Here is a 12,928-nt window from a genome sequence, read left to right as displayed (position 1 = left end):
GATTTTAGGCTGCCGGCGGCAGCCGGACGGCCGCAACGCGCTGGACGAAGCGCGGGTTGACGCCGTCCTCGTACACGTCTTCGTAAGCGACGATGCTCCAGCCGGCGCAGACACGAAGCAGTTCGCCCCGCTCCAGCAGGAAATCAGGGCGTGAGGGCCGGCCTATGGTCTGCTGGCCGTCGGCAAAGGTTTCCCAGATCAGCCAGCCGCCGGGTTTGACGGCGGCGCGGATGGCGTCGAACAGGGGCCGCCACAGGTAGTTGCAGACGACGACGAGATCGAACTGCTGTTGGCCCAGGGGCCAGGGGCCGTTCTCGATGTCGGCATCGACGATCTTTGCAAGGCTTTGCAGAGGCGCCGTGGCGGCCGTGTCACGGTCGACGCCGGTGACCTGCCAGCCGGCGCCGACCAGCCAGCGCAGATTGCGCCCCGAGCCGCAGGCGACGTCCAGGGCCGTGCCGGGCGGTGTCGGTGCAAAACGCTGCAGCCAGTTCGACGGCGTGCCAGTCATCCGAAGCAGGCCCAGATCTGCTCGCTGAGCTGGACCATGACGGCCGGATGGCGATAGGCCAGCACGGTGACCGCCAGCACGGCGACGGCCAGCGTCGGCCAGAGCCAGCGGCCGGGCTTCCTCATGCGGGTTGCGCTCTCAGGATGGGCGCTTCACGCACCGGCAGATTGGCCAGCATGGCCATCACGCCAAGCGCGACGGCCAGCCACCAGACGACGTCATAGCTGCCCGTGGCGTCATAGAGCTTGCCGCCCAGCCAGACGCCCAGGAAGCTGCCGATCTGGTGGCTGAAGAAGACGAAGCCTCCCAGCATGGACAGGTGCTGGGCGCCGAAGATTTGTGCCACGACGGCATTGGTCGGCGGCACCGTGGACAGCCACAGGAAGCCGATGACGGCCGCGAAGATGTAGACGCTGACGGGTGTCAGCGGCACCGAGATGAAGATGACGATGGCTATGGCACGCAGGCCGTAGATGCCCGACAGCAGATAGCGTTTCGGGAAGCGCTGGCCCAGCATGCCCACGGCGTAGGTGCCGAAGATGTTGAACAGGCCGATCAGCATCAGGGCGCCGGTGGACACGCCGATACCCAGGCCATGGTCCTTGAGGTAACTCGGCAGGTGCACGCCGATGAAGACGACCTGGAAGCCGCAGACGAAATAGCCCAGCATCAGCAACTGGAAGCTGCGGTAGCCGAAGGCCTCCTTCAGCGCCTGGCCGATGCTCTGGTGGCCGGCCGAGCCGCCCACGGCCTGGCGCTCGCGGATGCCCAGGGCCAGGGGCACGATGAGCAGGGCCGTACCGGCCAGCAGATACAGAGCGCCCTGCCAGCCGAGATGGCTGATCAGCCAGGTCTCGACGGGGATCATGACGAACTGGCCGAAGGAGCCCGCTGCGGCAGCCACGCCGAAGGCCCAGGAGCGCTTCTCCGGCGACACGGTGCGGCCCAGCACGCCATAGATGACGGCATAGGTCGAACCCGATTGGGCGATGCCGATCAGTACGCCGGCGCTCAGCGTGAACGTCAGGGGATGGCTGGTCACGGCCATCAGCAGCAGGCCCAGGGCATAGGTCAGCCCGCCCATGACCAGCACCTTCCAGGCGCCGAAGCGGTCGGCCAGCATGCCGGCGATGGGGCCGGCGGCGCCCCAGGCCAGGTTCTGCACGGCCATCGCGAAGGAGAAGGTCTCGCGCGTCCAGCCTCGCTCCGTGATGATGGGCTGCAGCCAGAAGCCGAAGCCATGGCGTATGCCCATGGACAGCGTGACGATCATGGCGCCGCAGAGCAGCACCTGCTGGACGGACAGTCCAGTGGAGGCGGGGCGGGGGGTGTTCATGGCGGCGACTGTAATCAGCGCCGTTTGGCCTTGCTCTGCGTCTTGGCTTTGGTGTTGCTGCCGGCCTTCTTCTTGGCGGCGGCCTTCTTGGGCGGCTCGGCTGTCGACGCGCTGGCCTGGGAGCTGGACGCCGCCACATCGGCCAGGCGGGTCAGTAGCCGGCCCTGCTTGACGCGCAGCATCGGCATGTCGACCTGGGCCAGGTCGGCCAGCGGGTCGCTGCCCAGCACGAGGAAGCTGGCCTCGCAGCCCGGCTCGAAGCAGCCGAGCTTGCGGCCGGGAAACAGGACGCGCGGCGTGTCCCGGGTGGCCAGGCGCAGCAGCGTGGCGCGGTCCAGGCCGAGTTCCTCCAGGGCGTGCAGTTCGGCGCGGGCCGTGGCGATGAAGACGTCGGAGCCGATCAGCAATTGCACACCTGCCGCCTGCAGCCGGGCCAGGTTGGCGCGCTGCACCTCGCGCATCGCCGCCAGCGCCGCGGCGTCCAGCTTGAAGAGGGCGGTGGCGGCCGTCGTCGTGATGACGGCGGTGTGCTGACGGGCAGCCTGGGCCGCTGTCGCCTCACTGATCGCGAAGACCTCCGGGGCCTCGTCCAGCGTGTTGGCATAGCCGGGCAGATGGGCGATGGCATCGACGCCGGCGCGCAGGGCGGCCTCGAAATCGGCCGCCGTTTCCACATGGGCGACGACGCGCCGGCCCTCGGCATGGGCCAGGCGGGTCAGCTCTTTGGCGGTGTCGGGCCGCAGGCCCAGGCGGCCGAACATGGCCGGCTGCTGGCGCAGCTCGGGCCGCTCGCTGTGGGCCAGCACGATGCGCAGCCAGGCGCCGCCGCGGGCCTTGATGGCCGGCCAGTGGGCGATGGCCTGCTCGGGGCTGTCGACGAGGACGATCTGGTTCTGGGCCGCCGCAGCCTCGGCACTGGGCTCGGGCAGCACGGCGGCCAGAGGATAGCCGTCGGGCGAGGTGATGCAGGCGGTGACGAAGCTGACGTCCGGCGCGGCCGGCGTGGCGGCCAGGGGCTTGACCTCGGCGACGCCGGCGGGGTCGCCGCAGAGCATGGCGGCGTAGAACACGCCCTCGTCGATGTATTTGTCGGCGAACTGGCCCCAGCCCCAGGCCGTCTGCAGATTGTGGTTGTGGGCTTCCGCCAGCGGGCTGATCAGCACCTGCCCGCGCATGTCCATCTTGCGGTTGACCTGGGCCGGCTTCTTGGCGACGAAGACGCCATGCTCCACATAGAGATTGCCGCGTTGGATCTGGCGGCCGTCGAACCAGCGGGCGTTCTTCAGCTCCCAGGACAGCGGGGCGCTGGCCTGGTAGGGCTGTTGCGGAGGGGTTGGTGTCTGGGCCTGTGAAAAACTACAGGTCAGCAACAAGCAAGCGATCAGGAATCTCAAGCGCTGGAACTCGGTCTTCGGGGGCGGCGAATCCTACTTCTTAGAATCCCGCCCCTATGTCGAGCCGTCCCCCTGCCCATCCCGCCGCCAAATCTGCCGCCCATCCTGCTGAGTATGGCGAAGCCTCCATCCGCGTTCTGAAGGGCCTGGAGCCCGTCAAGCAGCGGCCGGGCATGTACACCCGCACCGACAACCCGCTGCACTGCATCCAGGAAGTCATCGACAACGCCGCCGACGAGGCCCTGGCCGGCTTCGGCAAGCGCATCGACCTGACCCTGCACGTCGATGGCTCCGTCTCCGTGGCCGACGACGGCCGCGGCATTCCCTTCGGCCTGCACCCCGAGGAAGGTGTGCCGGTCGTCGAGATCGTCTTCACCCGCCTGCATGCCGGCGGCAAGTTCGACAAGGGTTCGGGCGGCGCCTACAGCTTCTCGGGCGGTCTGCACGGCGTCGGCGTGTCCGTCACCAATGCCCTGGCCAAGCGCCTGGAAGTGGCCGTCTGGCGCGACAAGCAGGTGGCCGGCATCGCCTTCGAGCATGGCGACGTCGTCCAGCAGGTCGTCACCCGCCCGGCCGCCAGCGGCGACCGCAAGCAGGGCACGACGGTGCGCGTCTGGCCCGAGGCCAAGTATTTCGAGAGCGCCGAGCTGCCCAAGCATGAGCTGGTGCATCTGCTGCGTTCCAAGGCTGTGCTGATGCCGGGCGTGACGGTCACGCTGAAGGTCGAGAAGACCAACGAGGTCACGACCTGGCAATACAAGGCCGGCCTGCGCGACTACCTGGCCCAGGCGCTGACGGCCGATCCCATCATCCCGTCCTTCGAGGGCGAGGGTTTTGCCACCGCCGGCGAGAGCGAGAACTTCGCCGAAGGCGAGGGTGCGTCCTGGTGCGTCGCCTTCACCGAGGACGGCGCGCCGCTGCGCGAGAGCTATGTGAACCTGATCCCGACGGTGGCCGGCGGCACGCATGAGTCCGGGCTCAAGGACGGCCTGTTCGGCGCCGTCAAGGGCTTCATCGAGATGCATTCGCTGCTGCCCAAGGGCGTCAAGCTGATGCCCGACGACGTGTTCTCGCGCGCCAGCTTCGTGCTGAGCGCCAAGGTGCTGGACCCGCAGTTCCAGGGCCAGACCAAGGAGAGGCTGAACTCGCGTGACGCGCTGCGCCTCGTCTCCGCCTATGTGAAGCCGGCCTTCGAGCTGTGGCTCAACCACCATGTCGAGCATGGCAAGAAGCTGGCCGAGCTCGTCATCAAGCAGGCCCAGACCCGCCAGCGCGCCAGCCAGAAGGTCGAGAAGCGCAAGGGCTCGGGTGTGGCCGTGCTGCCCGGCAAGCTGACCGACTGCGAGAGCCGCGACCTGCTGCACAACGAGGTCTTCCTCGTCGAGGGCGACTCCGCCGGCGGCAGCGCCAAGATGGGCCGCGACAAGGAGACGCAAGCCATCCTGCCGCTGCGCGGCAAGGTGCTGAACGCCTGGGAGGTCGAGCGAGATCTCCTCTTCAAGAACAACGAGATCCACGACATCTCGGTGGCCCTGGGCGTGGACCCGCATGGCCCCAATGACACGCCCGATCTGTCCGGCCTGCGCTACGGCAAGGTCTGCATCCTGTCCGACGCCGACGTCGACGGCTCCCACATCCAGGTGCTGTTGCTGACGCTGTTCTTCCGCCATTTCCCCAAACTGGTCGAGACCGGCCATGTCTTTGTCGCCCGCCCGCCGCTGTACCGCGTCGACGCGCCGGCCCGCGGCAAGAAACCGGCCGCCAAGCTCTACGCGCTGGACGACGGCGAGCTGACCGCCACGCTGGACAAGCTGCGCAAGGAAGGCGCCCGCGAAGGCAGCTGGAGCATCAGCCGCTTCAAGGGGCTGGGCGAGATGAGCGCCGAGCAGCTCTGGGACACGACGCTGAATCCCGAGACGCGCCGCCTGTCGCGTGTCGAATACGGCCAGCTCGACTTCGCTGCCACGGTGGACGCCTTCAACAAGCTGATGGGCAAGGGAGAGGCCGCCTCGCGCCGCGAGTTGATGGAGCTGCATGGCGACTCCATCGAGGTCGACGTCTGAGCGTTTTCCAGCCCCCGGTCTAGGGGGCGGGCTGATCCTCTGCCGAGACCGGCAGGCGGCGCGAAGAATGTCTGGCACTCATATTCCAAGGAGTTGCCATGCAACAGCCACGATTCGCTTTGCGCGCCTTTGTCCTGTGCCTGGGTGCTGCCGCCTTCTCGACGGCCTTTGCGGCCAAGGATGAAGTCCAGGTCATCGTCGGCCACAAGGCCAATGGCGGCGGCGCCGTGCGCGCCGAGGTCGGCAAGGGCGGTGGTCGTGTCGTCGATGATCTGTCCGACATCGACGCCCTCGTCGTCGCCATGCCCCGCGGTGCGGCCCAGGCGCTGGCCAAGCATGCCCAGGTCGATTTTGTCGACGCACCCGTGCAGCGCCGCGTGCTCGGCAGCCGGGGCGTGCGTGCCACGGGCTCCCAGGCCCAGGTGGCGCCCTATGGCATCGCCATGGTGCAGGCCGACCAGCTCTCCGACGCCCAGGCCGGCAACCGCCGCGTCTGCATCGTCGACTCCGGTATCAATGCCACGCACGAGGACCTCGCCGGCGTGCCCATGACGGGCGAGAACTTCACCAAGTCGGGCGCCTGGAACACCGACGAGAACTCGCACGGCACCCATGTGGCCGGCACGATCGCGGCGCTGAACAATTCGGTCGGCGTCGTCGGCGTGGCGCCTTCGGGGCGCCTGAACCTGCACATCGCCAAGGTCTTCGACGCCAGCGGCAGCGCCAGCGACGCCGTCATCACGCGCGCCATGCTCAACTGCGGCCGCAATGGCGCCAACGTCATCAGCATGTCGCTGGGTGGCGCCGAGGGCAGCCGCACCGAGGCCCGGGCGGTGGCCCGCCTGGCCAAGCAGGGCATCCTGATCATTGCCGCCGCCGGCAATGATGGCAACAACACCATCTCCTACCCGGCCGGCTTCCCCGAGGTCGTCTCGGTCGCGGCCATCGATTCGAACAAGGTCGTCGCCGACTTCTCGCAGTTCAACGCCGACGTGGAGCTGGCCGCGCCTGGCGTGGGCGTGCTGTCCACCGTGCCGGCCTTCAGCCAGACCGGGGCCTCGCTGAACGTCGGCGGCAGCGGCTACACGGTGCAGTCCATGGATGGCTCGCCGCGCGCCAGCGCGACGGGCAGCCTGGCCGACTTCGGCCTGGGCAGCACCGCCACGCCGGGCAGCATGAGCGGCAAGGTCTGCCTGATCCAGCGCGGCACCATCAGCTTCGCCGACAAGGTGCTGAACTGCCAGAACAGCGGTGGCGTCGGTGCCGTCATCTACAACAACACGGCCGGCGACCTGTTCGGCACGCTGGGCGAGACGGTGACCACCATCCCCTCGGCCGGTGCCACCCAGGCCGATGGAGCGACCCTGCTTGGCAGCCTGGGCCAGAGCGCCACCGTGGCCGTCTTCGGCCTGCCTGACCTCTACGCGGCCTACAACGGCACCTCGATGGCCACGCCCCATGTGTCGGCCGTGGCGGCCCTGGTCTGGAGCCTGCACCCCGGCTGCACGGCCGCGCAGCTGCGGGCCTCGCTGAACAAGAGCGCCCTGGACCTGGGTGCCCCGGGCCGTGACGACTATTACGGCAATGGCCTGGTGCAGGCCAAGGCCGCCCACGACCGCATCAACGGCCTGGGCTGCGGGAACTAGACCAGGCGCCCGGCGGGGGCGTGGATTCAAAGCGCGGCACAATCCCGCGCCTGATGAACGCCCCCGAATTGCGCCCCCGACCGACCGTTTGCGCCCGCCCCGCGGGTGCGGCCGGCTGCGCGCATTCGCCGCAGGAGGGCTGATGCAGACGGTCTACAACGCCGGCCACGCTCAGCACGCGGCCACGCATGAGTTCTTTCGCGGCCGCCTGGTGCCCGCCTTCGAGGTGCCGGCTCGGGCCGACTACATCCTGGGGGCCGTGCAGAAGGCCGGCCTCGGCGAGGTGCTGGTCCCCGTCGACCATGGCCGCGCGCCGCTGGAGCGCGTGCATGCTGCGCGCTATCTGCGCTTCATAGCAGGCGCACACACCGAGTGGCTGGCTACCGGCGGGGAGGGCGACGCCTTTCCGGCCGTCTGGCCAGTACGCACGCTGCGCAGCGACGTCGAGCCCGCCAGCTTCGCCGCCCGCCTGGGCCTGTATTCCATGGACAGCGGCACGCCGCTGACCGCCGGCAGCTGGGCCGCGGCCTATGCCGGCGCCCAGGCCTCGTTGACGGCGCTGGACCTGGTGCTGGCTGGCCAGCGTTCGGTCTATGTGCTGACGCGCCCACCCGGCCACCACGCGGGTGCCGATTTCTTCGGCGGCTACTGCTTCATCAACAACGCCGCCGTCGCCGCCCAGGCCGCGCGCGACGCCGGCTTGAAGCGCGTCGCCATCCTGGACGTGGACTACCACCACGGCAACGGCACCCAGGCCATCTTCTACGACCGCGCCGACGTCTTCTACGCCAGCGTCCATGGTGACCCGCGCACCGAATTCCCCTTCTTCCTCGGCCACGCCGACGAGACCGGTGCGGGCGAGGGCGCCGGCTGCAACGCCAACTTCCCGCTGCCGGTGGATGTGGCCAACGAGGACTGGTTTGCCGCCTTGGAGCAGGCGCTGGCGCGGTTGACGGCCTACAGGCCCGAGCTTCTGGTCGTGTCCCTGGGCGTCGACACCTATGGCGGCGACCCGATCTCCCACTTCAAACTGGATGAGCCCGAGTTCCGCCGCATGGGACGGCGCCTGGCCGCCTTCGGCGCACCAACCCTCTTCATCCAGGAAGGCGGCTATGCCACCGAGGCCATCGGCCGCAATGTGGTCGCCGTGCTTGGCGGTTTCGAAGGCTGAGCATGAGCCTGAGGCTGCGTCCCACCATGCTGTCCGACCTCGATTGGGTCGTCTCGCTGGAGCGCGATGGCACCAATCTGCCCTTCATCACGCCATGGGAGCGGCCCCAGCACGAGGGCGCGATCCGCTTTCCCGATTCGCGCCATTTCATCGTCGAAGAGGGTGATCAACTGGAGCGCATCGGCTTTGTCATCCTGCAGGGCTGCCGCAACCCGAATGGCTCGATGGAGCTCAAGCGCCTGGTGCTGCAGCCCAAGGGCCGGGGCCTGGGCCGCTCAGCGGTGCGCCAGCTCAAGGCCATGGCCTTCACGCAATTCAAGGCCCACCGCTTCTGGTTGGACGTGAAGGCGCTGAACACCCGCGCCCTCAAGCTCTATCAGAGCGAAGGTTTTGTCGAGGAAGGGCGGCTGCGCGAGAGCGTGCGCGTGACCGTCGACGGCGCCGACGGCTATGACTCGCTGATCGTCATGTCGCTGCTGGACCGCGAATACCAGGCCCGTGTCGCCCTCGGGCTGGAGGCTGCATGAAGTTCGCCTGGCTGTTCCTGCTCGCCATCTCGCTGCCGGCCCATGCCGACCTGTGGGGCTATGTGGACGCCACCGGCGTGGCCCACTTCGCGCCGCGCCAGCTCGACGCGCGCTATGCCCCTGTGCTGGGCAGCGTCGGCATGCAGCGCGTGCCGGGCAAGACCGACGCCGGCCCGGCCCTGCTGAATTGGCTGGACATCGCGCCCGAAGTGAAGGCTGTGCAACCCTGGGTGCGCGAGGCCGCCGCCCAGCATGGCGTGGATGCCGACCTGCTGAAGGCCATCATCGCGGTCGAATCCGGCTACCAGCGCAACGCCGTGTCGCCGCGTGGCGCCACCGGCCTGATGCAGATCACGCCCGAGACGGCCAGCCGCTATGCGACGCCGGCAGACGCTGCCCGCCTTATCGAACCCCGCATCAACATCCACACCGGTGCCCGCATGCTGGCCGACCTGATGCGCCGTTTCGGCCGCATTGATGCGGCCCTGGCGGCCTGGAATGCCGGCGAGGGCGCCGTGCGCCGCGCCGGCAACCGTGTGCCCGATATCGACGAAACCCAGGCCCATGTGCATCTCGTCCTCGAGCTGTACTGGGCTCTGCTGCAACAGAGCCAGCCGGCCCGTGCGCAGCGCTTGACCTTGCATCCATGAGTTCCCAGACCACGATCGACTTCAACGGCCCCACCGACGGTGGCGGCGATGACAGCAACGCGCTGACGCTGGCGGCCTACGCCCAGCAGGCCTATCTCGAGTACGCCCTCAGCGTCGTCAAGGGGCGGGCGCTGCCCTCCTATGCCGACGGCCAGAAGCCGGTGCAGCGCCGCATCCTGTATGCGATGAAGCAGCTGGGCCTGGGCTGGACGGGCAACTCCGGCGCCAAGCCCGTCAAGGGCGCCAAGGTCGTCGGCGACGTGCTGGGCGACTTCCACCCCCATGGCGACCAGTCTGTCTACGACGCCCTGGTGCGCATGGCCCAGGACTTCTCGCTGCGCTATCCGCTCATCGACGGCCATGGCAACTTCGGCAGCCGCGATGGCGACGGTGCGGCGGCGATGCGTTACACGGAAGCCCGCCTGGCTCCGATCGCCCGCCTGCTGCTGGACGAGATCGACGAGGATACGGTGGACTTCCGTGCCAACTACGACGGGCGTCTGCAGGAGCCCGTCGAGCTGCCGGCGCGCCTGCCCTTTGCGCTGCTGAACGGCGCCAGCGGCATCGCCGTGGGCCTGGCGACCGAGATCCCCAGCCACAACCTGCGCGAGGTGGCCGCCGCGGCCGTCGCGCTGCTGAAGGACGACAAGCTGTCCGACGACGCCTTGTTCGACCTGGTGCCCGGCCCCGACTTCCCCGGCGGCGGCCAGCTCATCAGCGCCGCCGAAGATATCCGCGCGGCCTACACCGCCGGCCGTGGCAGCCTCAAGCTGCGCGCGCGCTGGAAGATCGAGGACCTGGCCCGCGGCCAGTGGCAGCTCGTCGTCACCGAGCTGCCCCATGGCACCAGCGCCCAGAAGGTGCTGGAGGAGATCGAGGAGCTGTCCAACCCCAAGGTCAAGGCCGGCAAGAAGACGCTGTCGGCCGAGCAGCTGCAGCTCAAGGCCAGCCTGCTGGCGGTGCTGGACGGCGTGCGCGACGAGTCCAGCAAGGACGCGGCGGTACGCATCGTCTTCGAGCCCAAGAGCCGCACCGTCGAGCAGCAGGACCTCATCAATGCCCTGCTGGCCCACACCAGCCTGGAAAGCAGTGCCTCGGTCAACCTGACCATGATCGGCGCCGACGGCCGGCCGACGCAGAAGAGCCTGCGCGAGGTGCTGACCGAATGGGTGGGTTTCCGCCAGACGACGGTGCGTCGCCGCACCGAGCACCGTCTGGCCCATGTCAACGACCGCATCCACGTGCTCGAAGGCCGGCAGCTGGTGCTGCTGAACATCGAGGAAGTCATCCGCATCATCCGCGAGTCCGACGAGCCCAAGCCGGCGCTGATCGAGCATTTCAAGCTCAGCGACCGCCAGGCCGAGGACATCCTCGAAATCCGGCTGCGCCAGCTGGCCCGCCTGGAAGCCATCAAGATCGAGCAGGAGCTCTCCAAGCTGCGCGACGAGCGCAGCAAGCTCGAAGACATCCTGGGCAGCAATGCCGCGCTGCGCCGCACCGTCGTCAAGGAGATCGAGGCCGATGCCAAGCAGTACGGCGACGACCGCCGCACGCTGATCCAGGCAGAGAAGCGCATCGTTGCGGAAGTGAAGATCGTCGACGAGCCCGTCACCGTCATCGTCAGCCAGAAGGGCTGGGTGCGGGCCCTCAAGGGCCATGAGGTCGACGTCTCCGCCCAGACCTTCAAGGCCGGCGATGCGCTGTGGGGGGCCTTCCGCTGCCGCAGCGTCGACCCCCTCATCGTCATGGGCAGCAACGGCCGCGTCTATTCCGTGTCGGTCTCGACCCTGCCCGGAGGCCGCGGCGATGGCCAGCCCATCACGACCATGATCGAGCTCGAAACCGGCAGCCAGATCGCCCATTACGTCGCTGGAGCGCCGGCGCAGCGGCTGGTCATGGCCGGCAGCACGGGCTATGGCCTGATCGCCCAGATCGGCGACCTGGTAGGCCGCCAGAAGGCCGGCAAAACCTTCCTCAGCCTGGACGATGGCGAAACACCGCTGCTGGCGGCCGTGCCTGGCGACGCCGTCGCCTTGCAGCTCGGCGTGTTGAGCGCCCAGGGGCGCCTGCTGAGCTTCCCGCTTGATGAACTCAAGCACCAGCCCAAGGGTGGCAAGGGCCTGATGCTGATGGACCTCGAAGCCAAGGACAGCATCGCGTCCATCGCCTGCTTCACGACCCAGCTGCGCGTGCTCGGCAGCGGCCGTGGAGGCAAGCCGCGCGAGGAGCTGCTGAAAAATCAGTCCCTGGCGGCCCATGCCGGCAAGCGGGCGCGCAAGGGCAAGGCCGTTGACGGTCTGCAGAAGGTCGCGCGTCTGACGGCCGAGTGAGGTGCATGCGCTCGACAATGGTGTCAGGTCGCCGTGACTTGGTGCACATCTGACAAAGCTGGGGCGGTGGTTAACAACTTGCTACAACATGGCTAGGAGGCCTCCCTAGCCCAGGGGGTATCCAAACCCTTCACGCGGCTTCGCTGCACCGCACAATGATTTCCGGCGGTTGTGCTTGACCGTCAAAGTCAGGAGCTACGCAATGAAATTGAAAACCATAGTCGCCGCGTCCGCGGTGGCACTAACCACGCTGAGCAGCTACGCGGCTGACACCAACTGGGGCAACCATGACCTGCTCGAAGTTGGCGTCGGCGGCACGGCCGGCGGCGTAATCTTCGACACCTTCTCGTTCTGGCTGGGTTCCCAATCCAGCGTGGCGAGCAGTGTCGTGTCCTTCGGTGCCGTCGTTGGCGGTGCCTACAGCCTGTATTCCTTCGGTGCCGACGGCCTGAAGGGCACGGGTGACGACGTCGGCATCGGCGCCTGGACATTCAGTGGCACGCCCGCCGTGCACACGGTGTCCCTCGCTTCCGGCAACTACTACTACTCGGTGCTGGGCGGCGCGCCTGCCGGTGCCAGCTATGTGATCAGCTCCGCGGCCACTGCGGCCCCGGTGCCGGAACCCGAGACCTATGCCCTGCTGGCTGCGGGCCTGGGCGTCATCGGTTTCCTCGCCTCGCGTCGTCGTCGCGACTGAACGGGCGACTGCCTGCGCGCTTCAGGAGAGCGGGCAGGCAGGCGACTCGACCATCGGCCCTGGCAGCCCTGCGGCTCCAGGGCTTTTTCATGGGCGTCGCCGTCAGTCATCGAAGCCGGGGAAGAGCCGGCTCGGAAATACCATGCTCTGCGTCGTGCGCGCGACGACTCCGTCCTTGAAATGGACGTTGAAGCGCATGCCATAGCCCGTCTGATCAGGCTCGATGGTCCAGTCCCAGACGTCCTCGCCGCTGAGCCGGAAGAACACCCGTGTGCGCTCGCGGCCCAGCAGGCGGCTGACCTGCTCGGGCGCCATGCCGGGCTGGATGAGGGCGCGGCCCGCCGGAGAGAGGCCGTCCTGGACGCCCACCAGCCGGCCGTCGGCGGCGAGGCGGACCATATAGCAATGCCGGCCCATGGGCTGGCTCGAATACTCCAGCGTGCGGCCGCCATCGGCCTCGGGCCAGACGCGCCCGGGCTGGCCGTAGAGGGCGACCACCTCGGCCTCGCGGCTGACACCGGGTTGCAGCCGCGCATCGCGGTCCGGCGTCGCGCAGCCCGCGAGCAGCGCGGTGCACAGGGCGAGGGCGGCGAGGCGCATGGG

At 68.4% G+C, this 12,928-nt stretch carries 12 protein-coding genes; 7 read left to right on the top strand and 5 right to left on the bottom strand.

Translation table 11 applies throughout. The annotated features are described in order from the left end of the window. Positions 1-4: 4 nt before the first annotated feature. From J2X20_RS25005 to J2X20_RS24990, 4 genes are read right to left on the bottom strand one after another with little or no spacing between them, the layout of a single operon-like run. Positions 5-511, bottom strand: coding sequence for a class I SAM-dependent methyltransferase (locus tag J2X20_RS25005; protein ID WP_310271276.1), 507 nt, complete (start codon positions 509-511; stop codon positions 5-7). Continuing rightward, positions 508-636 carry a hypothetical protein gene (locus J2X20_RS25000; RefSeq protein WP_310271273.1) on the bottom strand — a complete coding sequence of 43 codons (129 nt, stop codon included), beginning with the start codon at positions 634-636 and terminating at the stop codon, positions 508-510. Before J2X20_RS25000 ends, J2X20_RS25005 begins: the two co-directional genes overlap by 4 nt. Further along, on the bottom strand, positions 633-1,847 hold the full coding sequence (locus tag J2X20_RS24995) for an MFS transporter (protein WP_310271271.1): 1,215 nt from the start codon (positions 1,845-1,847) through the stop codon (positions 633-635). The genes J2X20_RS25000 and J2X20_RS24995 overlap by 4 nt, the downstream gene beginning before the upstream one ends. A gap of 14 nt (positions 1,848-1,861) precedes the next feature. Then, entirely contained in the window at positions 1,862-3,220 is a 1,359-nt protein-coding gene (locus J2X20_RS24990) for an amidohydrolase family protein (RefSeq protein ID WP_310271268.1), read from the bottom strand. A 77-nt stretch (positions 3,221-3,297) separates the two neighbouring features. On the opposite strand from J2X20_RS24990, the gene J2X20_RS24985 reads away from it, so the two are divergent. From J2X20_RS24985 to J2X20_RS24955, 7 genes are all read left to right on the top strand, one after another. Next, entirely contained in the window at positions 3,298-5,304 is a 2,007-nt protein-coding gene (locus J2X20_RS24985; RefSeq protein WP_310271266.1) for a DNA topoisomerase IV subunit B, read from the top strand. Positions 5,305-5,402: 98 nt separating this feature from the next. Next, the gene (locus tag J2X20_RS24980; RefSeq protein ID WP_310271264.1) at positions 5,403-6,950 is read left to right on the top strand and encodes a S8 family serine peptidase; all 1,548 of its coding nucleotides are present in this window, start codon (positions 5,403-5,405) and stop codon (positions 6,948-6,950) included. A 142-nt stretch (positions 6,951-7,092) separates the two neighbouring features. After that, positions 7,093-8,121: a histone deacetylase family protein gene (locus tag J2X20_RS24975; protein WP_310271261.1), complete on the top strand. Its 1,029-nt coding sequence runs from the start codon at positions 7,093-7,095 to the stop codon at positions 8,119-8,121. Between the two features lie 2 nt (positions 8,122-8,123). Continuing rightward, entirely contained in the window at positions 8,124-8,648 is a 525-nt protein-coding gene (locus J2X20_RS24970) for a GNAT family N-acetyltransferase (RefSeq protein ID WP_310271258.1), read from the top strand. Then, positions 8,645-9,298 carry a lytic transglycosylase domain-containing protein gene (locus J2X20_RS24965; RefSeq protein ID WP_310271256.1) on the top strand — a complete coding sequence of 218 codons (654 nt, stop codon included), beginning with the start codon at positions 8,645-8,647 and terminating at the stop codon, positions 9,296-9,298. The genes J2X20_RS24970 and J2X20_RS24965 overlap by 4 nt, the downstream gene beginning before the upstream one ends. Then, positions 9,295-11,628: a DNA topoisomerase IV subunit A gene (gene parC / locus J2X20_RS24960; RefSeq protein WP_310271253.1), complete on the top strand. Its 2,334-nt coding sequence runs from the start codon at positions 9,295-9,297 to the stop codon at positions 11,626-11,628. Before J2X20_RS24965 ends, parC begins: the two co-directional genes overlap by 4 nt. 202 nt (positions 11,629-11,830) lie before the next feature. Further along, entirely contained in the window at positions 11,831-12,325 is a 495-nt protein-coding gene (locus J2X20_RS24955; RefSeq protein WP_310271250.1) for an FxDxF family PEP-CTERM protein, read from the top strand. Positions 12,326-12,427: 102 nt separating this feature from the next. On the opposite strand, the gene J2X20_RS24950 is transcribed toward J2X20_RS24955, so the two are convergent. Then, entirely contained in the window at positions 12,428-12,925 is a 498-nt protein-coding gene (locus tag J2X20_RS24950) for an outer membrane protein assembly factor BamE (RefSeq protein WP_310271247.1), read from the bottom strand. Positions 12,926-12,928: the final 3 nt, after the last annotated feature.

It is taken from the genome of Roseateles saccharophilus, assembly GCF_031458095.1.
Classification (GTDB): Bacteria; Pseudomonadota; Gammaproteobacteria; order Burkholderiales; family Burkholderiaceae_C; genus Pelomonas; species Pelomonas saccharophila_A.
Note: the sequence above shows the minus strand (reverse complement) of the source record. Positions and strands in the feature narration are given on the sequence as shown.

What these genes read in the sequence shown, in the direction of transcription:
- J2X20_RS25000 (WP_310271273.1), bottom strand. Translation starts at nt 636, where the DNA reads ATGAGGAAGCCCGGCCGCTGGCTCTGGCCGACGCTGGCCGTCGCCGTG.
- J2X20_RS24975 (WP_310271261.1), top strand. Translation starts at nt 7,093, where the DNA reads ATGCAGACGGTCTACAACGCCGGCCACGCTCAGCACGCGGCCACGCAT.
- J2X20_RS24965 (WP_310271256.1), top strand. Translation starts at nt 8,645, where the DNA reads ATGAAGTTCGCCTGGCTGTTCCTGCTCGCCATCTCGCTGCCGGCCCAT.
- J2X20_RS24950 (WP_310271247.1), bottom strand. Translation starts at nt 12,925, where the DNA reads ATGCGCCTCGCCGCCCTCGCCCTGTGCACCGCGCTGCTCGCGGGCTGC.
- J2X20_RS24985 (WP_310271266.1), top strand. Translation starts at nt 3,298, where the DNA reads ATGTCGAGCCGTCCCCCTGCCCATCCCGCCGCCAAATCTGCCGCCCAT.
- J2X20_RS24955 (WP_310271250.1), top strand. Translation starts at nt 11,831, where the DNA reads ATGAAATTGAAAACCATAGTCGCCGCGTCCGCGGTGGCACTAACCACG.
- J2X20_RS24980 (WP_310271264.1), top strand. Translation starts at nt 5,403, where the DNA reads ATGCAACAGCCACGATTCGCTTTGCGCGCCTTTGTCCTGTGCCTGGGT.
- J2X20_RS25005 (WP_310271276.1), bottom strand. Translation starts at nt 511, where the DNA reads ATGACTGGCACGCCGTCGAACTGGCTGCAGCGTTTTGCACCGACACCG.
- parC (WP_310271253.1), top strand. Translation starts at nt 9,295, where the DNA reads ATGAGTTCCCAGACCACGATCGACTTCAACGGCCCCACCGACGGTGGC.
- J2X20_RS24970 (WP_310271258.1), top strand. Translation starts at nt 8,124, where the DNA reads ATGAGCCTGAGGCTGCGTCCCACCATGCTGTCCGACCTCGATTGGGTC.
- J2X20_RS24995 (WP_310271271.1), bottom strand. Translation starts at nt 1,847, where the DNA reads ATGAACACCCCCCGCCCCGCCTCCACTGGACTGTCCGTCCAGCAGGTG.